The sequence below is a fragment of the Chryseobacterium hagamense genome, assembly GCF_007991455.1.
Lineage (GTDB): Bacteria > Bacteroidota > Bacteroidia > Flavobacteriales > Weeksellaceae > Chryseobacterium > Chryseobacterium hagamense.
The window spans coordinates 1-25,949 of the sequence record NZ_BJYJ01000015.1 but is presented as its reverse complement, the minus strand read 5'-3'; the positions used below and the strand labels follow the sequence as shown (position 1 = coordinate 25,949).

Below are 25,949 nucleotides of genomic sequence, written 5' to 3'. Positions count from 1 at the left end.
TAAACCGGCCTGCAATTGGAACAAGTATTGCTGTTTTTGGGGAACATTAAAATGAATCACTTAAGCCATGAACGATTTTTACGACAAATTCAGGGAACGAAAAAGATTTGACGAACATGCGGAAGCCGTTTCCGTGCATCTGGATGAACGGTTTACCTCTGATGAAATCACCGTTTACCATGAAATGTTTTCGCCTGATTTTCACCTGGATGTCTATTTTGTACAATCTGAGAAATACAATTTCAATATCTTACTCACGGCCGGCATGAGCACGCTTGAAATGACCGTTCCTGCTGCCGTAGAAAACCCGCAGGAGTATCAGTTTGCGGAACTCATGCTCCTGCTTCCGAAATCCATGGCTTTCGGTGAGGTCACCGGCGACAACACCAACGACTGGCTCATCGATATGCTGAAAGAAAATGCCCGGTTCCCGCACCATTACGATACCTGGCTGACCATCGGCCATACCCTGCAGGCCACAGCCGATATGGAACCGTATGAGGAACATACGGAGTACACGGGAGTCGTGATCCTGCCGTCCGTGAACTTCGATGAAGATTTTACCACCCTGCAGGCCGGAGAAAACCGGATCAATATTTATTCTGTTTTCCCGCTGTACGCTGACGAAATGAATTATAAAATAGAAAACGGATACAACGCCCTTCTGGACCGGCTGATCGTGAAAAATGCAAAGGAGGTTTTTGATGAGGAGAGGGAAAGCTTATTGAGTTAAATGATCTGGTGATCATCCGGTCCGTATCATGTACCCATAGGAAAAATCTGCGGAATCTGCATGACCCTGTAAAATAAATGCCGTCACAACCGGCGGCATTTATTTTTCACGAAAAGAACCTCCGGCATCCGGCTTCCCTCTTCCGGCCTTTTAACCTGAGTCTTCTTCTGGTTTAGGCGATGACCTTTCAGCCGCTTATTTTCAGCGACTCAATAAGCCCGTCAGCCAACTGGAAACGGTATTTCAATACGATGGGGCTGCCCGGGAAGTTTCCTGAAGTTTTGGCGGAGAGGATGTTTTCCTTTTCGTCATAACCTACGGGTTCCATGGTGGCGCGGTATTCTTTGTTGGCCTGGTCGATCCAGCTTTCAATTTCGGTTTTGCCGTGGTGGGTTCTGCCTTCGTCGAAGACCTGTGCGTTTTCAGTAAAACACCTGGCATAGGCGGTACTGTCAAATTCATTCTGGGCTTTGACCAATGCTGAGATAATGTCGGGTAAATTCATTGTTTGAGATTTTAAATTGAATTCAGTTGTAGTAGGTTTGTATTCATGGGTTTGTTGAGGTGAAAAATAAAATAAAGGCCGGTTAGAGGTTGATTCAGAAAGCTTTCCGTCATTTCACTTAAATTTCTTAATTAAAATAAACTTGTTTATTCTTCACTTTAATCCGGGGATTTCAGTGAATGCAGTGATTGCTGCTGATAAAATAACAGATCGGTTTGTAGGACAAGATACCTTAATGGTAGAATAAAGGCGGTTATAGGCAGCATGTGAGATGAATGGATCACAATTTAAATAGAATTCACCTTGATATAATAATAAACGGTCTCATTTAATCAGCATCTCTCTGACTCTGTTTTCGACACCGGAAACATCCGGCATCCATCTTCCATCTTCCATCCATCCAACCTGATTTCTGCTCCGGGTTCACTTTATTTTAAAATCATTAAACAGTGGGCACGGTACCGCCGTCGATCACAAATTCGGTCCCCGTTAAATAACCGGCTCTCGGTGAAACGAGGAAACCCACCAGTTCAGCGACTTCTCCGGGTTCGGCAGGTCTTCCGAAAGGGATTCCGCCCAGGGCATCCATAACCCCTTGCTGCGCTTCCGCTATCGTCGTGCTGGCGTTTCTTGCAATTTCACCCATCCAGGCTTCCGATGCAGAGGTATTGATCCATCCCGGTGAAACCGTCAGTACGCGGATGCCTTTTGGTGCGACTTCATTCGATAAACTTTTGCTGTAGTTTCGCAGTGCTGCTTTGGCAGCGGCATAGGGCAGAGTGGAATCATAAAGGGGAAGTTTACCCTGGATGGAAGCGATGTGAATGATGACCCCGCTTTTCCGTTCGATCATCCGGGGCAGGAATCCACGGTCCAGACGTACCGGAGCCAGGAGGTTAGCCTGCAGGGTCGATTCCCAGTCTTCATCGTTGAGCATGGCAAATCCGCCGGCGGGGGTGGATGAGCCGCCAAGGTTGTTTACAAGAATATCCAGCCTTCCATACACCGACAGCACTTCGCCGATCAGTTTTCGGGTTCCTTCCGCTTTGCTTAGATCCGCTGCAATAAAATGGAGGTTGCCGTTTTGTTTTTCAGGGGCATTCCTCGCGGTAATGATCACCGTGGCGCCTGCCTGTACCAGCCGTTCTGCGATGGCTTTGCCGGCGCCTTTCGTTCCTCCTGTAACCAGGGCGATTTTGCCCTTAAGTTCGTTGTGGTAATTGAATAGATTTTCCATTGTCGGATTGTTTGATACAAATTTCCGGAGTATTCCTTTCCCGGGCAATAACGGAAAACCGAATCGCATAGGGATAATTTTTTCCCCTATTGTACGATCGGTTACATTGGGCTAAATTTGGATTATGCACGAAAGAAAAATACCTCTGAACCTAAACTGCGGCCTCGACCTCATCGGCGAGGTCCTCTACGGCAAATGGAAAATCCGTTTGCTGTGGTTTATCCATCAGGGACATCTGCGCCCCAGTGAACTGCAGCGTAAGATTCCGGATGCTTCAAGGCGTGTTCTCAATCTCCAGCTGAAAGAACTGGAGGAACATGAGCTGGTAACCCGGAAAATTTATGCCCAGGTACCGCCGAAAGTCGAGTATTTCCTCACCGATTTCGGCAAGACCCTGATCCCTGTAATTTCTGCTTTGGGAAACTGGGGCGATCAGCATGAAGAACGGCTCAGGAACGTAATTTTAAAAAGAATGAGGGAGAATGCGTAAATATTTTGCATCAAAAGCGATTCGTTATTGCAGGAATAAAAAGAATCTGCGGAATTTGCAGAATCTGCGTGAGTCTGCAAAATAAATGCCCTCACAACCGGCGGCATTTATTTTTCACGAAAAGAACTTCCGGCATCCGGCTTCCCTCTTCCAGCCTTTCAACCTGATTCTTCTTCGGGATTAAGCGATGACCTGTCAGCCGCTTATTTTCAGGAACTCAATAATTCCTTCACCCAATTGGAGATGCAATAACAGGAAAAATCTGCACAATCTGCACAATCTGCGTAAGCCTGCAAAATAAATGCTATCACAACTGACGGCATTTATTTTTCACGAAAAGAACTTCCGGCCTCCAGCCTCCCTCTTCCAGCCTTTTTGCCAGAGATTTCTATTGATAGTCTAAGTTGATCCTGGCTACTTTTTATCCGAAGGCTCCGCTCCGGCGACCACTTCCTCGTTATCTTCCTGCGGAATGGTCTGCGGGTTCCATTTGGCGTGCTTTGAAGGCTTAAGCCTATATCCGTTGACTTTCGTATAGACTTTGGTAAATTCGGCCCCGAAGAAGATGAGCTGGCAGGTATAGTTGATCCAGAGCAGCAGCAGGATTACGGTTCCCGCCGTCCCGAAGGACGAACTCGGGTTAAATTTATCAAAATAAAACGTCAGGATGTATTTTCCTAAAGTGAAAAGCACTGCCGTTACTGCCGCACCGACCCAAACCGATTTCCATTGCAGCTGCACATCCGGCAGGATCTTGAACATTGCGGCAAAAAGCAAGAGGGCTACCAGAAAGCCAATGACAATATTCAGAATATTGACGAGAACCAGCGTTTCAAGACCGAAATGACGGACCACCCATTCGCTGGCCAGGCCGATGAAGGAGCTTAAAAGAAGCGTCGCCAGCAGGAGGAAAGCGATCACGATAATCAGTCCCAGAGAATTGGCCCGGTCCAGAAGGTACTTTTCCCAGGCTTTTTTGGGAGTGGCCACTACGTCCCAAAGCTTGTTCAGCGTTTTCTGGAACTGGAAAAACAGGGAAGTCGCCCCGAAGATCAAGGTCAGGATCCCGACGATTTTCATCACCACGTTTTTTTTGTCGATCATACCTCCGATGACCATTTCTTCAACGCTTTTGCCGACATCCCTGCCCATCATGCTGCCGACGAATTTGGTGATTTCACCCTGTACCGCTTCCGAGCCGAAGAAAATCCCGGCGATCCAGATCACGATAATCAGCAGTCCGGGGATTGAAAATATGGCACTGTAAGCCAGGCTGGCCGCTTCGGTCCCGAGATCGCGCGCGCTCCAGTCTTTATACGTTGCTTTAAGAATGTCCCAAAAGTTGTTCAGTATTTTCATAATTTAATTTTTTCCGATTAAACAGTCTGCAAAAACTCAATACTGAAACTCTCTGTAAGTGATGGTATCACCTTCAAATTCCGTACCCAGTTGAAAAAAGAATGGAAGATGGAAGAATGGAAGACGGAAGCCGGAGACTTTTACATTTGGTCAGAGGTGAATAGTTATGCAAATCAATTTTAAATAAGGTGAATTTGATAATATTTAAATCATAATGAATTTTTTAGTTGATTTAAAAAATAAAATGTAGGCTGGTCAAACTAGAATTTCAGATAAAAACGCTCTGATAGAATGACAAAAAGAGGTAGTTTAATGATCAGGACTATTGATGATATTTTTGACAGAAGAAACTTCCCGCTTCCCGCATCCCTCTTCCAGCCTTTTAATCCGAATTCTACTCCAGGTTCACATAAAATAAATACACCGGCAGCTGCACTTCGGTCAGACTTTCCGTTTCGGTTAAGTACTTCCCCGATTCGGTTTATCCGTTTACTGCCGGTTGATGCAACTTTGTACTTATAAAATCGGAACAAATGAAAATTGTACTAACAGGTTCCTTAGGGAACATCGGAAAACCGCTCACTGAATTAATGGTCACTGCCGGACATCAGGTTACCGTAATCAGCAGCAAAGAAAAAAGGATTGCTGAAATTGAGAAATTGGGTGCCCTTGCAGCCATCGGAAACATTCAGGACGCGGAGTTTTTAACGGAAACCTTCAGAGGGGCTGATGCCGTGTATCTGATGGAAGCCTGGGAAGGCATCGGCAGCCTTTTCGATCAGGAGATCGATTTCTTGGCTGAGTTTAAGAAAATTGCCCGTCAGTACGTAAAGGCGCTTCAGGAGTCGGGGATTAAGAAAGTTATCCATTTAAGCAGCATCGGGGCACATTCAGCAGCAGGGACCGGCAGCCTCCTGGTTCACCATCATGTCGAACAGATTTTGCAGACGCTTCCGGAAGAGGTTTCCATTAAATTCATGCGTCCGGTCGGATTCTTCAGCAATATTTACCGCTGGCTGCCGATGATACAGGCACAGGGGAAAATCATCCAGAGCTACGGCGGCGGAAGGAAAGAACCGTGGGTATCGCCTTACGATATAGCACAGACCATTGCAGACGAAATGGAAAAGCCCTTCAGCGGAAGAACAGTTCGTTATATCGCCAGCGATGAGGTTTCGCCTGATGAAATCGCTGCGGCATTGGGGCAATCCATAGGCAGGGATCTGAAGTGGGAAGTGATTCCGGGGGAACAGTTGCTGGATCAGATGCTTTCTGCCGGCATCAACGAATGGATCGCCAAAGGGCTGGTGGCCATGCAGCAGGCCCAGGGAGACGGCAGCTTATATGAAGATTTTTATACACACCGGCCGGAATTCGGTAAGGTAAAATTAAAGGACTTTGCCAAAGAATTCGCACAGGTATTGAACACAACACAAAATAATTGATTATGAAAACAGCATTGATTACAGGCGCCAACAAAGGCGTCGGCTTTGAAACCGCCGGACAGCTTCTGAAAAACGGGTATTTTGTCTTCATCGGAAGCCGGAATACCGAAAACGGGGAATCCGCGGTACAGCAGCTTCAGAAGGAAGGTTTTGTAAATATAAAAGCCGTACAGCTGGACGTAACGGATCCGGATTCCGTGGAAAAGGCCAGGGCGGAAATCGCAAAACAGACGGAGGTCCTGGATGTGCTCATCAACAACGCAGGCATCAACGGCGGAATGCCGCAGGCCGCCCTGGAAGCTCCGGTGGAAGCTTTCAATAAGGTCATGGATACCAATCTGTACGGCGTCATCAGGGTAACCCAGGCATTTATAGATTTGCTCCGGAAATCAGCGGCGCCCAGGATCGTTAATGTTTCCTCGAGCGGCTGTTCCCTGACGCTGCATTCTGATCCGGACTGGAAGTATTACAGCCACAAAGCGGCCGTTTATACCGCTTCAAAAGCAGCCATGAATATGTATACCATCAACCTGGCCTATGAACTCAGGGATACCGCCTTCAGGGTGAATGCCGTCTGCCCGGGCTTCGTGGCGACGGATTTCAATAACCACCGCGGTACCGGAACGGCAGCGCAGGGAGGCGAACGGATTGCCCGGTATGCGATGATCGGGGAGGAGGGGCCTACCGGAAAATTCATCAGTGAAGAATATAATCCTGAAAACGGGGAGACACCCTGGTAATTAATTCGTTATTTTTGACAGACCAACACCCGGAATTACAACCGACTTTCCGGGTGCCGGTTTTAAAATTTAAAAGATGAAAAGCAAACCGCACAACCTGCATCAATTCCGTTCACTTTCCGAATTCCATCAAATGTTCGGATTACCGAAGCCCGGACATCCGCTGGTAAGTTTCATCCGTCTGGAAGAAATGAAAATGCCGGATGAGGTTTTACCGGATTACCTGGCACTGGACTTTTATAAGATCGCTTATAAAGATACCTTAGGAAAGGCAAAGTACGGCCAGCATCATTATGATTTCGGGGAGGGCGGACTGGTTTTTACGGCACCCGGCCAGCTTTTTGAAAAGCCCCATGCAAATAAGGTAAATGGATGTCTTATTTTACTCCATCCCGATTTTTTTCTTTCCTATCCTCTGGCAAAGAAAATCAGGCAGTACGGGTTTTTCTCCTACGCGGCGGATGAAGCTTTGCACGTATCAGAAAAGGAAAAAGCCATCTTATTTTCGGTATTCGATATTATTGATGAAGAGCTGAAAGGCAGAACCGATGATTTCAGCCAGGATGTGGTGATCTCGCAGATTGAGCTTCTCCTGAATTACAGCAGCCGCTATTACAAGCGTCAGTTTATGACTTCCAGGGCAGCCAACGACCACCTGATTGAAAAATTCGAGAAGGTGCTGGATTCTTATTTCAGTGATGACGGCCCATTGAAGAACGGGTTACCTTCCGTACAGGACGTGGCCGACCGCTTAAATGTCTCCGCCAGCTACCTGAGTGATATGCTGCGTTCATTAACCGGGCTTAATACCCAGCAGCATATTCATCACCGGCTTATCGAAACGGCAAAGGAAATATTGTCGACCACCGGTCTTTCGGTCTCGGAAATCGCCTACCGCATGGGGTTCGAATATCCGCAGTCCTTTACCCGGCTGTTCAAAAGCAAAACCGGCCGCACGCCTCTGGAATTCAGGCAGTCTTTCAACTGAATGGTGTGCGGTTTATCCGGAATCGGGAGGTGTAGAAGGCTGGAAGAGGGAAGAGGGAAGAGGGAAGAGGGAAGAGGGAAGAGGGAAGAGGGAAGAGGGAAGAGGGATGCCGGAAGTTTCTTTTGTTAAAATAAGAATAGGAGTGCTGATATTCAAAGTGAATCTTTTATTATTCTATCGAAGAGAATTTTATTTTGAATTCATTTAAACATTTCAATACGGTCGAATTCACCTTGGCTAAGGAAGAATGGTCAGATGGCCGGTTCTTGAAAAATTATCAAATATACATCCGGGAAAAATGCTGAATGATCATTACGGACAGCCGCAATAATTTTGTATGTTTGCAGCCAAATTTAATAACGATGAAATTTAAATTCTTATCCGGCCTGATGCTGGTCACTGCATTAGCAGGCTGTTCTTCTTCTGATGATAGCATGGATGAAACTCCGGTATTCAACGGTCCGAAAAACAGGATATTCATCGGTGGCATGAATAAATATTATGCGCTCGATTCCCAGAGCGGTCAGCTGAAGTGGTCTTTTCTCGTAGACAGCGGAACGTTTCAGTACAGTACTGCTTTTTATCAGGACAACGTGCTGTATGTGGGGTGTACGGATTCGTATATATACGCACTGAATGCGGAATACGGAAACCAGTTATGGAAATTTAAAACCAATGGACCCATCGAATCCAGCGTTTTCGTTTCCGGCACTACGGTTTTTGTGGGCAGTGATGATGACAGTTTTTATGCGCTGAACGCAGCCACCGGGGAACTGAAATGGAAATACGCTACCGGATTTAACGTTAGTTCGAGTCCCATTGTTTCAGGGGAAAACGTATATTTCGGCAGTGATGACGGCTATCTCTATGCCCTGGCACAAAGCACGGGAACCTTGCAATGGAAATATTACGTCGGTGATATTTTTAATTCTTCATCGCCTGCTATTGTGCAGGATAATCTGTATATCGGGAACCGGAACGGTTATGTCTACAATATCCGAAAGGATACCGGTGCGCTGATCTGGAAAAAGCTGTTGGGAAGCTCCCTGGAATTTTCGTCTCCTACGATCCTGGATGGCTATTTATATGTTTCCGATAAGTACAGCCTGTATAAAATGGAAGCGTCAGCGGGAAATTTGGTCTGGCAATCCTCTCATCCGGGGAATTATTCAAGCAGCCCTTTTGTTAATGAAAACTCCGTTTATTTCAGTTCCAGTTCAGGAAATATCGTTGCCAGCGATAAACAGTCCGGAACGGTAAAATGGCAGAAAACCATCTATTCCAACAGCGCGGAACCCGTGGCGGCAGACGCTAAAGTGTATATCGGCGGCGGCGGATCGAATTTTATTTATGCGTTCTCCGAAAAGGATGGCACCGAAATCTGGAAATACCCGGTGAATTCAACAGTGACTTCCGCGCCGGTGATCCTGAATAAAGACGGGAAATTATTTTATCCGAGCAAATCCGGAGGGAGAAATTAAATTGATGAGAACTTACACTGGATTCGGACTAGAAGGCTGGAAGAGGGGAGATGGGAGATAAAGATGGATGCGGGAAGTTTTTTTGTTGTTATTACAACCGGCAATAGTAAGTATTCAATTATTTTCTTAATTCATAATTAAAATATATCATCTGGTTTATATTAAAATAAAGTGAACCCGGAGAAAGATTTGATCTATATTAAAAGAATAACAAAAGCATTTGCCCCGGTGGGGCCTTACAATCACAGTCCCGGATTTTGCCCGGGGCTTAATAAAGGCAGACGACAGCAGCGAGCCATGAAAGAACAAACCTCTTTACAGAAATGAACAGAACATCAGTAGTCCCGCAGGCTTATCTCAATGACAAATGCGTTTAATAAGCACGCCTGCTTAGCGTTGAACTTATCCATCCATCATTCACTCTTGGCAATGTACTAAGTTATTTTCTTAAGCAAATACATTCTGTCGGATTTACATTGCTAAAAATAACTTAAATCCATCGGTTCAGGTTAATTTAAAGGCTATACGTAAGCGTCGTATAATAAAGGCCTCCGATGCCTGGCCCTCCCAAAAAAGAATAATACGGCCTGTTCAGCAGATTGGTGGCACCGATCTTCACCTTCAGCTTTTCTTTGAAAAAGTCATAATTCACCTGGGCATCGACAGTTCCGTAGGCGGCAACTTCTCCGTTGACTAAAAATGAACGCCAGTAAAAACCGCTCTGTCTTCTGTAAGTCAAATTAAATCCCAGATGGTCAAAAATATCTGTTCCGCCAAAGGAAAGGTTCGCGATCCATTCCGGGGTATTGAAGCCGTCCTCGAAACCGTCATTGTTATCGGTGCGGCTTAACTTGGCATACGATATATTGCCCGATATCTGGTAATGCCGGCCCAGAAAATAGTTGGTTCCGATGCTTCCTCCGTAATTGTAAACCACGCTGCGGGAATTCGTATACATCCGGTACCGGCTCTGCTGGCTCCTGTTGTTTAAAAAGGTCGGAATCTGCTCCTGTACGGTTGTATTGGGAACATTCATTTCAACCTGGGCGATAAAATCATTGTACCGGTTAAAATAGAAATCGGCATCCAGCTGCAGGCTTTTTTTTAAGAAAAATGCTTTGTAGCCCGCTTCAAAGGAGGTAAGGTGTTCCGGTTTCAGATAAGTATAATAATTTTTTACCAGCAGCCCTTTTTCTTTCTCTACGGCTTCCGCTACCGTCATCCCGTTATTGAAGTCCGCCGTGACGGCCGCCTGGAAACGGTCGATGGAACTTCGCAGGTATGCATTTTCAAAGATGCCGTCGGACATGATCTTCAGGCCGCCGATTCTTTTGACGCCGCCGCTGTTGACGTTGGAAAAAGCCTCAAAAATACTGGGAAACCGCGAACCGCTCTGGAAAGACATCCGCAGGCTCTGATTGTTAAATGGTGTGAGAACAGCCGTTAAACGGGGATTGTACTTTACCTCAAAATAATCGTTCTTATCGATCCTGATCGTAGCGGAAACTTTTAAAAATCCGTTAAATAAATCCTTACCCGCCTGAAGGAAGCCGCCCGTTTTGCCGTAGCTGAACGGATCACCCGTTTTACCGGCGGCCGGGTTAACGAAATAATTACCGTCCGGCCGGATGATGTAGGACTGGTAATCCATTCCGGCAAGCAGGTCCAGACCTGTCTTTTCTTTAAATCGGCTTCCCAGTAATTTGGAAAGGTCAGATTGAACCTCTGCATGAACCAGTTTGTCCCTGACCCGCAAGGCTGCCCCACGATCCCAGTTGTTGATATCGGCAAGCTCTTTCAGCGCATGGTCAAACGCAGCCGTTCCGGGCTGCAGTCTTCCCATATCGGCCATGGCACGTGCCTGATTCAGGGCATTGATTACATCGGATCCTGAAGCAGCGAAGGCATTATTAAAAGCTGTAGTGTAATCGGCATACCACTGATCATCCGTTTTGAATCTGCGGTCGAGGTTTTCGGCCGCCGATCTCAGGTTATAGGATTTGCCGGTGTTTTCACTGGTTACAAAAGCTCTGAACAGGAAAAAAGTACTTTTAACCTCTACCGCATGCTGCTGCAGAAGGTAATCTTTCAGGGCAAAACGGTTGGCCCGCTGGTATACATTATCGAGATCGGCAAAACGGTAGGTGTAAGTAATCGATGTTTCCGGATTGAACCGATAAGATAATCCGAGGTCCGCTTTAAGATTCAGGATGTCGTAATCGGTAACGTCCTGTTCACTGTATCCGGTCCGTGCCACCACATAGCGTTTGCCGTTAAGGGTCAGGGTGCGGCGGTTGGACGATTCGTTGCCGTATCCGTTCACGGGATCATAGGCAGGATTGCTGATGCCGCCGGCAATGCCCAGGGCCAGGTTGGCGTCCGGGTTCAGGTCCTCCCGGTTGTCCGCTTTCCAGTCGGTTCCTTTGGTAAAACTGCCGTTCAGTTTAAAAGCGAGCCGGTCGGACAGCTTTTCAGCCACCCGGAAGCTGTATTCCGTAAACAGGGTCGCTTTACTTCCGGATTCTCCTAGATGATTGACCCCGGTTTTCTGCTGGAATGAGATCCCGGGCTTCTTAAACGGATCTTTCGTGATGAAATTAGCCAGTCCGTTGACGGCATTCAAACCATAAAGGGCCGAAGAGGTACCGGGAATGATTTCCACGCGTTCGATGTCGAGATCGTTCGGGCCCAAAGCATTGCCGATCGGGGCACCGATATGGGGCGCCTGATTGTCGAAACCGTCTACCAGCTGGCTGAATCTCACATTGGTGGTATTGGCAAAGCCGCGGGTATTGATGATTTTAAAGCCTAAGCTCGGTGTCAGCATCTGTATGCCTTTCACGTTTTCCAGCCCGTCGAAAAACGAAGGGGCGGCGGTATTCCGCAGATAGGCCGCATTCAGCGACTCTACGGTGACCGGTGTTTTAAGAATGCTTTCGGAGGTTCTGGAAGCGGAAACCACCACTTCTTCCACGGAGTGGATCTGCAGGCTGTCACTGCTTTTGATTTTTGCTCCTGCAGGCCTGTTTTGTGCATTCACGAATATCGTTGCCGAAACGGCCGAGCAACACAGAAAGAAAGATAAAGGTTTAGCCATGATTTGAATTAAATAAAAATACCGAAATCATCAGTTGATCCTTTATTTAAGTGACGTTGGTATCCTGTCTATTTTTAAACAAGGTACGAAATAAAACAGCGTTTAAAAAATAAACCGGGCCGCAAAAAACATTGATACCTGAAGAATGGTAGGGAAACCGTTTATAATGAAGGGATTACCGGATTCGGCTGTTTTATTTGCCTTTTACCTGCAAAAGAATTCCTAAATTGTAGATGATTTAAGCTTTCAAACCCATTATCAATGCTAAATTTCACCAGACTGTCAGCCGCTTTCATGTTGTGCTCATCCCTGATCTTCTCCCAAAACTTTAAAACGTCGGTCACGGCAAAAATAGGAAAGGAATTTCCGAAAACAGATGTCGACGGAAAGTCAAAATTCAAAGTCTATTTCCCGGAGGCAAAATCCGTTACCCTTGAGGGCGGAGACGGGATGCAGAATATGGAATTCATCACCACTAAAGACAAAGAAGGCTTCTGGACTATTTCCACTTCACCGCTGGAAACCGGGTTTCACTACTATTGGTTTAACGTAGACGGGAAGCGGACCAATGATCCCAATACGGAGCTTTACTTTGGCTATGGGCAGCCGACCAGCGGGATTGAAATAAATTCCGGCGAAGATTTCTTTCTGACAAAAAATGTAAAACACGGACGGATCGTCAATGACAGCCTGTATTCAGCTGTTATCCGGGGCCGGCGGAATTTTAAAGTCTATCTTCCGCCAAACTATGGAACCGGAAAATTCCCGGTGCTTTACCTGTATCACGGAACCGGTGAAGACATTACCGGCTGGGGGAAACAGGGACATCTGGGTGCTATTCTTGATAATCTTTTTGCGGAAAAAAAAGCAGCGGAAATGATCGTGGTCATGGACTACGGCGTGGCCCTGAGCCCGGAAGAGGAAAAAAGGCCGGACGATTACCCGAGAACCGTGCTTTCTTCCCAGAATATAGACCGGATCCTGGTCCGGGAACTGATTCCCTACATTGAAAAGAAATATAAAACTACCGGCAAAAGGGCGGTTGCCGGACTTTCGAGAGGCAGTTACCAGGCTCTGCTCATCGGCAGTCGTCACCCGGAATTGTTTTCAGCCATCGGCGTGTTCAGCCCTGTGATCTACGAAGGTACGTCAGCGCAGCCGTTCAAAGAGCTTCCGGTGGGTAATCTGCTGAAAACAGAACGGAAACCGTTTGTATTCACCGGCATCGGGTCCAAAGAAAGCGGGCGGTTCCAGGATTTCAACAAGACCCTGACCAATTATCTTAACGAAAACCATTACCCGTATATCTCTTACGAATCACCGGGAACCTATCACGAATGGCTTACCTGGAGAAGGTGTCTTCATGAGTTTGCACAGAAGATTTTCCGTTAAAACAGCTTAACATGAACCCGAAAGATAAATCCGTTAACAGGCTCGAGAGAGGAACCCGGATGCCGGAAGTTTAAAGCTGGCGGATCGAAAAATGTTTGTTTTTTGTAAGCTATTGTTTCGATTTCGTTAGAGGACCTGCGGCAGACCGTGCTAATTTCGTATCATTAAAATATTTAAAATATGGATACAAAAAAAGTATGGCTGATTACAGGAGCATCCAAAGGAATGGGGCTTTCACTGGTGAAAAAACTCATCACTGACGGATATCGGGTAGCCGCAACCAGCAGAAATCTTCAAAGCTTAACGGAAGCAGCCGGAACGTTTGATGAAAAAGTGTTCCTGCCCTTGGAAGTTGATTTAACGAGTGAAAAATCAATTAATAACGCGGTAAGCAAAACGGTTGCCCGTTTCGGGAAAATTGATGTTTTGGTCAATAACGCCGGGTATGGAATCGGTGGCGCGGTGGAAGAACTGAGCCCGCAGGAAATTCAAGACAGTTTCGACATCAATGTATTTGCCGTAATCCGGACCATGCAGGCCGTGATGCCGTATTTCAGAACTCAGAAGTCGGGAAGCATCATCAACATTTCCTCTATTGCAGGATTTGCTCCTGCCACCGGCTGGGCGATGTATGCGTCCACCAAATATGCAGTGACCGGGCTTTCGGAAGTGATGGCGGAAGATGTAAAGGAGCTGGGAATAAAAGTAACGGTGGTGGCTCCGGGGGCTTTCCGTACCGAGTTCCTTGAAGACAGTTCCCTGGTTTTTGCAGAAAAGAAAATCAACGATTACCAGGCCATCCGGGCCTCGCACGGAAAATATGCAGCAATGAACGGAACGCAGCTCGGCGATCCTGAGAAGCTGGCCCAGGTTTTTATCGATCTGGCAGAAGATCCGAATCCTCCGGTACGCCTGTATCTCGGAAGCGATGCTTATTCCAGGGCTTCGGAAAAAATCAGGGTGCTTTCAGCAGAATTGGAAAGTAATAGAGATGTTTCCTTTTCTACTGATTTTAATTAAAATGTAAAAAAGAAGGTGTTGCCTGTAAATTGGGTAGCATCTTTTTTTATTTGATTTTTGTAAATTTAGCCGATGGAAAAGATGCAGTCGCTGGAAGAATTTTATCAGTCGAAATTTAACCGGGTCCCGGAGAATATCCGGAACGGGGTCGGGCATTTCAATGTGTTTACGGTAGATGAATACATCGGTAAAAGCCACCGGCCGGTGGTGTACAGCCGGAAAGATTATTTTAAGATCACCCTGATTATCGGAAGAAACCGCATTCATTATGCCGATAAGGTCATTGAGATCCGGAAGCAGGCCTTATTTTTTACCAATCCCCAGATCCCTTATAAATTCGAGTGGATCGACGATTATAAATCCGGGATTTTCTGTGTATTCACTCCTGCATTTTTTCATCATTTCGGAAACTTAAATGACTATGAAGTTTTCCAGCCGGAGGTTATTCCGGTTTTTGAGCTGACCGATCAACAGCTGGAAGAGGTAACTTCTGTGTTCAGGAAAATGCAGGCTGAAATGGTTTCCGGTTATGCACACCGGTATGACCTGCTCCGGAACCTGGTCTTCGAGTTGCTCCATTATACCTTGAAAATGCAGCCGGCTTCAAAAGCTGAAAAGCAGAAGACCAATGCTTCGCAACGGATTACCCATCTTTTTCTGGAACTTCTGGAACGCCAGTTTCCGGTGGAAGACGTCAGACAAAGGATCAGCTTCCGGTCCCCATCGGAATTTGCCGGCCAGCTTTCTGTGCATGTCAATCATCTGAACAGGGCGGTAAAGGAAGTTACAGGAAAAACAACTTCCGGGATTATTGCCGAACGAGTGCTGCAGGAAGCGAAAATTTTGCTGAAGCATACCGGTTGGAACGTATCGGAAATTGCCTATTCGCTTGGCTTCCGGGAAGCGACGCACTTCAACAATTTTTTTAAGAAAAAGGTACAGCTCACGCCGGTCCGGTTCCGCGAGACGGATTGAGATCAGATCAACCGCTTTTATTCCGATAGATCAATCCCTTTCCAATACTTTAGTATTTTAATTTTCATCAATGAGGACAGCATGAATTCAATATGGAAATCAGATGAATAAGCCGGAAGAAGGATGCCGGAGATCGGAAGTTTCTCTTGTAAAATAAGATCAGGAGTCGTGATAATCATAGAATTTTTTCATTCTGTTTAGAGGTTTGTGAGGCTATTTCATAAGGGATGCCGGCGGGAGTAAAATCCTTCAGGAGCTTCAGGATGACACAACGCTGCTAACTGAAATTGCAGTCTTTTAAAATGAGGAATCATTTTAATTCAAGCCGGGTTGCATTACGCGCCGTCAGGCTGGTTCTATTCAAAATCCTGACTGAATTAGTCTTAATTTTATTTTTAAATTAACTAAAATATTTGAATATAAGCCGGATACGGTCTGATTCACTTTAAATATACAATTTGACGGGCTCTGTTGATAGTGGTTATTACCATTGACCCTTAAAATCCATATTCCATAGGAATATCATCTGTGCAACATAAAAGATCTTTACAATCACCGGCACGCCGTGGGTGTGCTATCTCAATATCGGCTGAAAAAGATAGAACTCCTCCAGAGTTCTGTCATAACGGTTAGAACTTAGCTATATAGATATTGCTCCGCTGGAGCGAGCCCGTTTAATGGAACTTATGAATGTCGGCAATATGCTGTTTGTTGTTTTTTAGAACAAATCTCTTATGGTAATATCTCCGGCCTTTCACCATAAAATCTGCATCATCTGCAAAATCTGCGTGATTTAATTTAAATATAATGTGAACCTGATGTGGAAATCAAATGACCAGGCCGGAAGAGGAATGCTGTATGCCTGAAGTTTTTCTTATCAAAAATACGATCAAAGGTCTTGATGTCTTATTTTGTAAGTATTTAAATATCTGAATTTAAGTTAAATACAGTCAGCTTCATGTTAGGATATGGGCGGATCCCGAATTTTATCTTTAGCGCGGTTCATCCTGGCTAAGGCTGTTTTGCAGGTCGATCCAGGCACCGCCGTTATATACCTTTGTAAATCCTCTTTCCTTCAGAAGGTGTTCCGCCTTTACGCTTCTCAGCCCGTGTGAACAGACGGTGATGTAGGTTTTGGATGGGTCAAGCTCTTTATACCTTTCCCTGAGGGTACCCAGCGAAATATTTTCTGAACCGGGAATATGGCCGGTTTTGTATTCGGTTTCGGTCCTGACGTCAAGGATCACCGCTCCGTTGCTGATCAGACCGTCCAGTCCGTCATCAAGGGTCTGGTACCGGTAAATCCGGTAGGTGATGTACACGGCAAGAAGAATCCCGAAGAATATCAGTAGATTTTTCATAGTTGCCGTAAGATTTTATGGTCGATATAAAAGGTCCCGAACGGGATCATGCAGGCCAGCAGTACTTTCCAGGTTACTTCTTTAAATTTCCATCCCTGTTCCACGCCCGTACTCAGGGTGCTGAACAAAAACAGCAGGAATAAAGAGCCATGCACAGGGCCCATTATTTTCACCAGGGAAGGATTGTGAAACCCGTATTTCAATGGAACTGCAATAAAAACCAGGACTAACAGGGAAATGCCTTCAAGGATGGCGACAATTCTCAGCCTTCCGGTTTTGGTTTTGAATAATTGAATCATATTATCTTAAATAAGGTCTGTTGGCAAAAGGGGAAAAAGGCCACGGGATGGCCAGGAAGATGATGATCAGGGCAATGCCGTAATACACCAGCATCGTCCTGAACCTTTCGCGGTTATCCTTCTTCCTTTTGGTCATCGAAGATCCGGTGGTGATCAGGACAATGGCCGTCAGCATAAGCCCGATATGGATCAGCCCGAAAAAGAGGAGGTCCAAAGAGGCCTTGGCCTGATCAAAATTTTTCCAGAAATATTTGACCAGCGGACTTTGGGTGTACAAGGTAATCCCAAGCACCAGCTGGATATGTGCAATGGTTGCGGTCCAGTGCCGCAGGGAATTATCCGTACCGGAAAATTCCTTACGGGCGGAATACCCTTTCCAGGCTCTGAAAACCGAACAGAGAAGGCTGAGGAGAACCAGCCAGCGGAAAAGCGAATGCAGAAAAGTCAGTGTCTGATACATCATTAAATTTTAACAATGCAGCAAAGGTAAAATAAAAAACATACCAATTGGTATGTTTTTTAAAAAAAATTACTTCAGGCTGTCAAAATAGGATTTCAGTCCGTTCAGAAAGATCAGGTATACCTCTTTGGAATTTTCCAGTTTACCCAGGTTTCTCACGCCCCAATAGCCGGACAGGACGAAGACGGCAACCGTCCGGGCATCCGCTTCTTTCCTGATCAGGCCTTTGCTCCTGCTATTTTCGATGGCATCGATCATGGCCTGTTCCCAATCTTTCGACAGCCCATTGAGGGTCCGGGTAAATTCCGCATTCCAGGGCGCCATCTCCTGGGTGAAGTTGGAGGCGGGGCAGCCGTTGGCCACTGTCATGAAAGAATCTTCCATCAGCATTGCGTAGAGCAGACGGTAAATGCTTTCCAGTGCATCGTCCGGATTTTCCAGAGGTCTGATAAAATGAGCGGCAAATGTGGGTTTCAGAAGCTCGTTAAGAATGGCCATTCCCATTTCATCCTTTGTTTTGAAATGGTAATAAAATGCCCCTTTCGTTACTTTCGTCCGGGCAATGATCTCATCTACACTGGTGGTTTGGTAGCCTTTGCTGTAGATCAGTTCAAAGGCGCTCTGAAGAATATGGAGGCGGGTTTCCTGCGATTTTTTCATAACATACGGTCGGTCTGCCTGCAAAGTAACAAATTATCGGAGAAATTCCTGCTGAAAAGCGGTGGGTAAAAGGCAGATTGCTAGTCATACAAAAGCCTGTCTGTTTTTGAAATCCCTGTACGGATTCACAAATCTGTATTTTCCGGATGATTTTTTACTGCTTATCAAACGGGATTCGCTAAAATTACAGGAAGCCAGTTTCAACTTATCAAAAAGAGTCACAGCATTAATTTAAAGCAATTAATTGTTGTTTATTTTATAGTTTTTAAACAAGTATTTGTTGTAATTGCTTATATTTGCATACCTAGAGACCGGTTAATTAAATTTTTCCGCTTGAATAGAAGGGAGATATGATTAATTTTCCGATAAAAATAAAATACGACGCATTTTGTCGTATATGAGGATTAGTTTTGCAAACAATAGAAAATTAATAACAAAAAAACGAAACCATGAACGGCAACAGCAACCTTCCGTCCTTTACGGAAATCGATCTTCACAATTCGGCAAAGATACGGTTAACCGTATTTTCTTTAAAGAGGTGCTTCTTAATTTCATATCAAAATAATAACAATATTAAAACTCAATCAGCATGAAAAAACTCAATATGAGCGCACTTTTCCTGTGCACAGCACTGGGCATGTCTGCCCAGGAAGTGGTCTGGCAGAAAGACATCCGATCCTCGACGCAGGATTTCTTAAGCCAGGTTACGGCAAGCATTGACAATCAATATTTAATTACCGGGAGTTCCATAAAAGCGGGAAGCGGGATGATGGAAGCCGGAAGTGTCTCTTCGGGAGCCTCAGGGGCCACTCCTTCGACAGGCTCAGGGGCCACTCCTTCGACCCCTTCGAGAGCCTCAGGGGCCAAAGTAGGAACCTCAGGAGCTGCCGCTTCTGGAAACTCAGGGGCCGTACAGCAAAATAACGGTTACGACTTTCATCTGGTAAAATTGAACCAAATAGGAGAACAGGTTTGGGAAAAATACTTCTCCGGGAAAAACCATGATATGCTCAGCGCTACTGTCAATACGCAGGAGGGCGGATTCTTAATGGCCGGAACTTCTTACAGCGGAAAAGGCCTTGATAAGAAGGATGAATCCAAAGGCGGCAGTGATTTTTGGTTAGTGCGCATCTCTGAAAACGGGGATGAAATCTGGCAGAAAACCATCGGGAGTGCGGCGGATGAAGAAGCCCGGGCGGTGATCCAGACGACGGATCTCGGATTCTTTGTTGCAGGGAATGTTAACTTCGGCTCGGCTCAGTTAGCGGATAAAGGTTACGGCTCCAAAGATGTGCTGGTGGTAAGGCTGGACAAAAACGGAAAGGAAATCTCGCAGCTTGTTTTAGGCGGAAAAGGCCTGGATGAAGTGGAGAAAATGATTCCGACTGCTGATGGCGGAGCTTTATTGGGCATCTACTCCAGAAGCGGAGCTGTGACGGGAAGCAGCAATCAAAATGCCGGAATGACACAGCAGCCTGCAAATTCATCTTCAGCCGCCAGAAGCCAGCAGCCAAAAGCCAGCAGCAACTACGGCGAAGGAGACTATTGGATTATCAAGCTTTCAAAAGACGGCAAAGTCGAATGGGAAAAGAATTATGGAGGAACGGGCGACGACCATTTAAGGACCCTGGCCATGACTTCCACGGGTTACCTGATCGGCGGGGAATCCAGGTCTGAAAGATCAGGGAATAAAACCGTCGGCATCGAAGAAGGTAGTGATCTTTGGCTCATCTCCATAAACATGAAGGGCGAAGAAATCTGGCAGAAATCCTACAATTTCAAAAACCGGGATGTTTTAATGGGCATGAGTGTTCTGCATGCTTCAGATGATAAAAGTACGAAAGGAATCCTTCTGGGTGGCTACACGCAGGCAGAGGGGAGGATCGAAACGGATGATGAGAAGTTCTGGATGCTGTATTTAGACCCAAACGGCAACGAGCAGTGGCGAAAGCACGTGAAAGGGGAATCCAGCAAAAAAGAAGAAAGGCTTTCTGATATTAAATTAAACCGTGACGGATCGATCATCCTGGCCGGAACCAGTGCCGAAGAGCTCGGCAAAGAGAACTGGAAGATCGTAAAGCTTGGAGACAGGCAGATTGACCAGCTGATCGAGAAGCAGGATATTAAGATCTACCCGAACCCGGTGAGTGATTATGCGTATGTGGAGCTTGGCTTCCCTTCGAGAGCCTCAGGGAACGTCTATGACGAAGCGTTTGAAGCGGAGATTACGGTGTATGACATGGGCGGAAGACAGCTTCAGAGCATTAAGACAAAAAACAAAGTAACCAAAATTAACACGCAGCCGCTGGTCCAGGGGGCTTACCTGGTGTCGGTGAAGACGGATAACGGGAAAACGGCGGGTGCGAAACTGATTAAAAAATAAAATAATGAGAAAGAATATTTTTTTATTACAGGCTCTTTTTATGTTAGGTCTGCAGGAAGGATATGCCCAAAACAGTGTCGGAGCAGCAGCAAATAATGCAATTCCTTCACCATCCATTGCTTCCCTGTCCCGATATTCAGACGTCCCGATTAATGAAGCAACCGGTATTCCGAATATCAATATCCCTCTTCTAAGTGTTCCGATGAGTGACAACAGCTTGAATTATCCAATCAGTCTGGGGTATAATATCCAAAATTATGAAAATACGGAGCGGATCAGTGATATAGGGTATGGATGGTCGCTTATCGGAACCAGTGTCATTTATAAAAAAGCAATTGACGGGCTGGATGAGTGCTATAATAATCCTTCACTTCCTGGACATTACAACAACGAGTTCAATGATATTTATTATTATTCGGCACCGGGTATTTCCGGAAAATTCAGGATAAAACGGGATGTGGCAGCAAATACATTTTCCCTTGTGAATCTTAGCCCGAACAACGCTAAAATAGAATTCGTAAGAAACAGTAATACGGTAACATTCATAGCAGATAGTTTTACCATAACGACAGATAACGGATACAAATATTATTTTCAGGAATATGATTATTCCCAATATAGCTGTGACAACAATGATCTTTTTGCTCCGACATTTAAATCGGCGTACTACCTGACGAAAATCGTAAATCCTATCGGCGTAGAGATGGCGATACTTCAGTATGAAAAGAAAAATCAAGTACTTTCCAATGGAACAATCGTTTATCAGTATTGTAAAGTGAAATCCATAAAAACACCGAAGGGAGAAGTCACATTAGATTTTACGTACGACGGAAATTTAAAGGATACGGTGAATGATCCTTTTACTTTAAACAAAGTCTCATTAAAAAATCCTGCGGGAGAAACCTACTACAGCTATCTGATTAATAACAGCATTGTCTCGCATCCTTATGCTGATCCGTTGAAAAACAAGCGGGTACTGGCTTCGGTAAAGAAAAATGATAAGAACAACGTAAAAATAGAAGAAACATTAATCGCTTATAAAAATACGGTTGATAGTTATGGTAATGCCATCGATGGTATCTTAGAAAAAATTACCGTTCCTACAGGAGGGACAGTAAAGTATAATTTTGAGGATAACGAGCAGTATTTTGATTACAGCGATCCGGACTACAGGGCTTACCTGGAAGCTTATGATTATGATCCGGTAATACAGGAAAAAGAAAATCTCCTTACTAATTCTCTAAACACGGAAACCTCGCAAAGTTATACTTTTACCATACCGGGGGACCAAAGCAAAACAAAACGGTTTGAATTATTTATTAATCTTGATACTTTTGATTATCCCATGCCGCAAATGCCTGATCCGAATGATCCTTTTTATGACCAGCAGCCTCACCCTACTACAAACGCGAGCCTTACTTTTACCCTAAAAAAGGGTACACAGGAAATTTGGAACAGATCTTACAGCAGTACTGTTTCTCAAAACATTCTGGTATTTTCCAATAATCCAGGAAGCTACACTCTTGAAGTTTCAGCTGTGGACGGAGCAAAAGGAACAGGATCCTTCGGCGTTACAGGAACCAAGTTTTTATTGGGTCCTTTTAGAAATGCCCGGGCGGCAGAAGGGAAAAGAATAAAGAATATTGAATACTATAAAAACATATCAGACCCTTCACCGGAAAAAACAATTCATTACGGATACGATTCTTTTACCCTGAATAACAGCAGCAGTGGATACCAGTTTTTTAACGAACGTGATACTGGGTCTGACCCACAGTCTCCTTATATTCTTTATAATCATGTCAAAGTTTATGAAAACGGAAAAGGTTATATCCGGAAAACTTTCAAAATACCGAATGATTATCCAAAAGTGCAAAACGGGGGAACACAGCTTGAACCTACTTTTTTCTGGCCTTACTACAGTATCACCAAAAACGGACTCCCTTTCAGGGAAGAGGCGTATGACCAGCAAAACCACCTTCTGTCATCAAAAGAAATGAATTACGAGTTTACCAATTATGCAGATGATGAGTATCAGCTGAACATTTCCCCCACTAAACATTCCAGTAAACCGAGTTATATTGCGAAGACTACCCAGACCGAGAAGGTGTACTACCCCGGAGGAAAAGTGCTGGAAAACCAGACAGAAACCCAGATCAGCAGCCTTAATTATAAGCCTGTATATATAAAATCAGTTATCGACGGGGATCTGAAAGAAAAGTTCCTGACCTATCCGATCGGGATATCCGGCTATGCCAGCCTGGAAAATGCCTATATGAAAGGAATTCCGGTACAGACGGAAGAAAAGATGAATGGAAAAACGGTTGCTAAAACATCCACTGTCTTTGCTAACGCCTCACTGCTTCCTTCTTCCCTGGTTTCCGTGAATCTTGCGGACGGAAGCACACGTGCCAATATGACCATGGATTTATACGACGATAAAGGAAACCTTCTTCAGTTTTCTACCGCTGCAGGATTAACCACTGCCATGATTTACGGATATAACAAAACATTGCTGATTGCTAAAATAGAAGGTGCTTCCTATAGTCAGGTCTCTTCCCTTGCCAATGATATCATCAGCTTTTCCGATGCCGATAACCTCAATGGCAGCAATGAGCCTGCACTGCTTAACGCACTGGATAATTTCAGGAAAAATCCTGCGCTTTCAAATTATCAGATCACTACATATACGTATGATCCGATTGCGGGAATCACCAGTACCACTCCTCCGTCGGGGATCAGGGAAGTCTACGAATATGATACTTCGGGCAGGCTGAAAACGGTAAAAAGAATGGAAAGGGATTCGGCAGGAGCGGTATCATTCAAAACCCTGAAAGAATATCAATACAACTATAAACACTAACATAACCATGAAAAAGATTTTAAGTGTAGTGAGTATACTGTTTGCAGCTGTATCTTTTGCGCAGACCAACCTTACTTCTTCCGAAAACTACATATACAGCAAAACCTGTCTCAATGGGGGCTGCTCCAACGTCTCTGAAAATGTGCAGTATTTTGACAGCTGGGGAAAACCGGTCCAGACCATTGATATAAAGGCAACGCCTCTCGGAAGGGATATGGTAAGCTATATTGAGTATGATTCCTTCGGCAGGCAGACCAGGAGTTACCTTCCTGTGCCGCAGCAGGCCACCCAGAACGGCGCCATCTATACTTCCCCTCTGGCCAATGCTCCCGCAGTATACGGAGCGGAAAAGATCTATTCTGAAAAGATTCTGGAAAACTCACCGCTCGACCGCATACAGCAGCAGATACAGGTTGGAACCCAATGGGCTGATAAGCCGGTGAATTTTACCTATGATGCCAATGCAGATGGTGAAGTGACCAGATACACAGTTTCCACGACTTGGGCAGACGGCAGTACCCAATCGCTTCTCAGCAGTTCCGGAAACTATGCAGCCAGTACCTTGGCTAAAAATATGGTGACCAATGAAGATAATAAGGTAAGTATAGAATTTAAAAATAAAAAAGGGCAGACGGTTTTGCTTCGGAAAAAAGATAATGGACAGAATGTAGATACCTATTATATCTACAACGAGTATGGCCAATTGGCCTACGTGATCCCTCCTTTGGCGGCCTATTCCGGGCAGGTAGACCAGACTACGCTGGACAACTTCTGTTACCAGTACCGCTATGATGGATGGAACAGGTTAGTGGAGAAAAAGATTCCCGGAAAAGGTTGGGAATACATGGTCTACGACAGGGCAGACCGGCTTATCCTTTCCCAGGATGCCAATATGGGAGCTGCTAAGCAGTGGCTTTTTACCAGATACGACCGGCTTGGAAGAGTGGCTTATACCGGAATTTATACAAGTTCCCGGAATTATGGAAGTGCAGGAAGAAATGCGGAACAGAACGATGCCAACAACAGTACGGCATTAAACGAGAGCCGCAGCACAACAGGATTTGATGCCAACGGGGTAACGGCCTATTATACCCAGTCGGCTTATCCTGCTTCCTTTACTAAAATCCTCAGCGTAAACTATTACGATACTTATCCGCAGGGCAGTGTTATAAGGCCTGGTCAGATTATGGGTGAGAATACCATTGGCGATAATCCGTCAGATGCCGTGAATACCCAGGCCCTTCCTACGGTATCATTGGTGAAAAACCTGGAAGACGACGGCTGGACGAAAAGTTACATCTGGTATGATACCAGGAAAAGAGCCATCGGAACCCATGCGGTAAATTACCTCGGAGGATACACCAGAACGGAGTCTTCCTTAGATTTTGCCGGAGTAGTTCAGCAGGCAAAACTGTATCATAAAAGACTGGCCGGTGATAACGAAAAGATCATCACCCAGACGTTTGAATATGATGGCCAGGGACGCCTTAAAAAACAGTGGCACCAGGTGAACAGCCAGCCCCAGGAGCTGTTGTCCGACAATACCTATAATGAACTTTCGCAGGTCAGCAGCAACAAAGTAGGGAATAACCTGCAAAGCGTAGATTACAGCTACAATGTAAGAGGAGCGCTTACCGGAATTAATGATCCCTCAAACATGGGAACGGATCTTTTCGCCTATTCGCTTTCTTACTTTGATCCTGCTAGCACGGCCGCAGGAAAATACAGCAATAATATCTCTGAAGTGACCTGGAAAACGACTCAGGACAATATCCTGCGAAAATATGCCTACCGGTATGACAGCCTGAACAGGCTGATTACAGGCATATATTCCGAACCCAACGCCTCCGTGCCGCAGAACGATTTTTATAATGAAACGGTTGCCTATGACCGTGGGGGAAATATGACCTCATTACAGAGGACCGGGAACAGCTTTGCTTCCACCGCAGCCTTAATTGACAACCTGACCTATAGCTACACGGGGAACCGGCTTGCCACCGTCACGGATACCTCCGGAAACTATACCGGCTACCCTGATGTTTCCGGGAATCCGATCAGCTATGATGATAACGGAAACATGACCAGCCAAACCGATAAAGGAATCCTTCAGATCGGCTATAATATCCTGGATCTTCCGGACTACGTGAAGTTTAACCGGAGCTACGTACCGAGGTTTATAGGAATGGGAGTAGATTACAACGTCAACACCCGGTACCTTTACCGGGCAGACGGGACAAAGCTTAAAAAGATCTATACCTATGGAACGGGAAGGGGCAATCTGGAATCCAGTACCGTTACCGATTATCTTGACGGTTTTCAGTATGTAGAAAATAATAATGGAAGTCTGTCATCCCCGGTTTTAAAATTTGTTCCGACCTCCGAAGGCTATTATGATTTTGAAAAAAATAGCTATATTTACAGCTATACGGACCACCTGGGGAATATACGCCTGAGCTATTTT

At 45.4% G+C, this 25,949-nt stretch carries 20 protein-coding genes; 12 read left to right on the top strand and 8 right to left on the bottom strand.

All coding sequences use genetic code 11. The features are described 5' to 3' along the window. Positions 1–67 precede the first annotated feature (67 nt). A complete protein-coding gene (locus CHA01nite_RS13350) occupies positions 68–733 on the top strand; it encodes a suppressor of fused domain protein (protein ID WP_146942169.1) in 666 nt (221 codons plus the stop codon). A gap of 187 nt (positions 734–920) precedes the next feature. Here the strand turns inward: CHA01nite_RS13350 and CHA01nite_RS13345 are convergent, their stop codons facing one another. After that, the gene (locus CHA01nite_RS13345; RefSeq protein ID WP_146942167.1) at positions 921–1,238 is read right to left on the bottom strand and encodes a nuclear transport factor 2 family protein; all 318 of its coding nucleotides are present in this window, start codon (positions 1,236–1,238) and stop codon (positions 921–923) included. 442 nt (positions 1,239–1,680) lie between these two features. Further along, positions 1,681–2,475, bottom strand: coding sequence for an SDR family oxidoreductase (locus CHA01nite_RS13340; RefSeq protein ID WP_146942165.1), 795 nt, complete (start codon positions 2,473–2,475; stop codon positions 1,681–1,683). A gap of 124 nt (positions 2,476–2,599) precedes the next feature. Between CHA01nite_RS13340 and CHA01nite_RS13335 the strand changes: the two genes are divergently transcribed. Then, a complete protein-coding gene (locus CHA01nite_RS13335; protein ID WP_146942163.1) occupies positions 2,600–2,965 on the top strand; it encodes a winged helix-turn-helix transcriptional regulator in 366 nt (121 codons plus the stop codon). 414 nt (positions 2,966–3,379) lie between these two features. Here CHA01nite_RS13335 and CHA01nite_RS13330 read toward each other — a convergent pair whose 3' ends face one another. Beyond that, a complete protein-coding gene (locus CHA01nite_RS13330; protein ID WP_174771829.1) occupies positions 3,380–4,324 on the bottom strand; it encodes a YihY/virulence factor BrkB family protein in 945 nt (314 codons plus the stop codon). A 533-nt stretch (positions 4,325–4,857) separates the two neighbouring features. Here CHA01nite_RS13330 and CHA01nite_RS13325 point away from each other — a divergent pair. The 4 genes from CHA01nite_RS13325 to CHA01nite_RS13310 all read left to right on the top strand — a co-directional run bounded on the left by CHA01nite_RS13325 (position 4,858) and on the right by CHA01nite_RS13310 (position 8,978). Next, positions 4,858–5,769, top strand: a complete 912-nt coding sequence (locus CHA01nite_RS13325) for an NmrA family NAD(P)-binding protein (protein WP_146942161.1) — start codon at positions 4,858–4,860, stop codon at positions 5,767–5,769. A gap of 2 nt (positions 5,770–5,771) precedes the next feature. Continuing rightward, on the top strand, positions 5,772–6,509 hold the full coding sequence (locus tag CHA01nite_RS13320; RefSeq protein WP_146942159.1) for an SDR family oxidoreductase: 738 nt from the start codon (positions 5,772–5,774) through the stop codon (positions 6,507–6,509). 76 nt (positions 6,510–6,585) lie between these two features. Further along, positions 6,586–7,497, top strand: coding sequence for a helix-turn-helix domain-containing protein (locus tag CHA01nite_RS13315; RefSeq protein WP_146942157.1), 912 nt, complete (start codon positions 6,586–6,588; stop codon positions 7,495–7,497). A gap of 362 nt (positions 7,498–7,859) precedes the next feature. Next, positions 7,860–8,978, top strand: a complete 1,119-nt coding sequence (locus tag CHA01nite_RS13310; RefSeq protein WP_170234732.1) for an outer membrane protein assembly factor BamB family protein — start codon at positions 7,860–7,862, stop codon at positions 8,976–8,978. Between the two features lie 514 nt (positions 8,979–9,492). On the opposite strand, the gene CHA01nite_RS13305 is transcribed toward CHA01nite_RS13310, so the two are convergent. Then, positions 9,493–12,075: a TonB-dependent receptor gene (locus CHA01nite_RS13305; RefSeq protein ID WP_146942153.1), complete on the bottom strand. Its 2,583-nt coding sequence runs from the start codon at positions 12,073–12,075 to the stop codon at positions 9,493–9,495. 261 nt (positions 12,076–12,336) lie between these two features. On the opposite strand from CHA01nite_RS13305, the gene CHA01nite_RS13300 reads away from it, so the two are divergent. The 3 genes from CHA01nite_RS13300 to CHA01nite_RS13290 all read left to right on the top strand — a co-directional run bounded on the left by CHA01nite_RS13300 (position 12,337) and on the right by CHA01nite_RS13290 (position 15,462). Beyond that, on the top strand, positions 12,337–13,467 hold the full coding sequence (locus tag CHA01nite_RS13300; protein ID WP_146942151.1) for an alpha/beta hydrolase-fold protein: 1,131 nt from the start codon (positions 12,337–12,339) through the stop codon (positions 13,465–13,467). Between the two features lie 180 nt (positions 13,468–13,647). Beyond that, a complete protein-coding gene (locus CHA01nite_RS13295; protein ID WP_146942149.1) occupies positions 13,648–14,487 on the top strand; it encodes an SDR family oxidoreductase in 840 nt (279 codons plus the stop codon). A gap of 72 nt (positions 14,488–14,559) precedes the next feature. After that, entirely contained in the window at positions 14,560–15,462 is a 903-nt protein-coding gene (locus CHA01nite_RS13290) for a helix-turn-helix domain-containing protein (protein ID WP_146942148.1), read from the top strand. 992 nt (positions 15,463–16,454) lie between these two features. Here the strand turns inward: CHA01nite_RS13290 and CHA01nite_RS13285 are convergent. The 4 genes from CHA01nite_RS13285 to CHA01nite_RS13270 form a co-directional block, all read right to left on the bottom strand. Continuing rightward, on the bottom strand, positions 16,455–16,823 hold the full coding sequence (locus CHA01nite_RS13285) for a rhodanese-like domain-containing protein (protein ID WP_146942146.1): 369 nt from the start codon (positions 16,821–16,823) through the stop codon (positions 16,455–16,457). After that, positions 16,820–17,122, bottom strand: a complete 303-nt coding sequence (locus CHA01nite_RS13280; RefSeq protein WP_146942144.1) for a DUF3817 domain-containing protein — start codon at positions 17,120–17,122, stop codon at positions 16,820–16,822. Before CHA01nite_RS13280 ends, CHA01nite_RS13285 begins: the two co-directional genes overlap by 4 nt. A 1-nt stretch (position 17,123) precedes the next feature. Beyond that, complete coding sequence (locus CHA01nite_RS13275) at positions 17,124–17,585, bottom strand: hypothetical protein (RefSeq protein ID WP_228458414.1); 462 nt, start codon at positions 17,583–17,585, stop codon at positions 17,124–17,126. A gap of 66 nt (positions 17,586–17,651) precedes the next feature. Further along, a complete protein-coding gene (locus CHA01nite_RS13270; RefSeq protein WP_146942142.1) occupies positions 17,652–18,242 on the bottom strand; it encodes a TetR/AcrR family transcriptional regulator in 591 nt (196 codons plus the stop codon). A 589-nt stretch (positions 18,243–18,831) separates the two neighbouring features. Here CHA01nite_RS13270 and CHA01nite_RS13265 point away from each other — a divergent pair. The 3 genes from CHA01nite_RS13265 to CHA01nite_RS13255 form a co-directional block, all read left to right on the top strand. Next, positions 18,832–20,625, top strand: coding sequence for a T9SS type A sorting domain-containing protein (locus CHA01nite_RS13265; protein ID WP_146942140.1), 1,794 nt, complete (start codon positions 18,832–18,834; stop codon positions 20,623–20,625). A 4-nt stretch (positions 20,626–20,629) separates the two neighbouring features. Then, the gene (locus CHA01nite_RS13260) at positions 20,630–23,488 is read left to right on the top strand and encodes a hypothetical protein (protein ID WP_146942138.1); all 2,859 of its coding nucleotides are present in this window, start codon (positions 20,630–20,632) and stop codon (positions 23,486–23,488) included. A gap of 7 nt (positions 23,489–23,495) precedes the next feature. Then, positions 23,496–25,949, top strand: a 2,454-nt coding sequence (locus CHA01nite_RS13255; RefSeq protein ID WP_146942136.1) for a DUF6443 domain-containing protein, incomplete at its 3' end; no start/stop codon positions are given.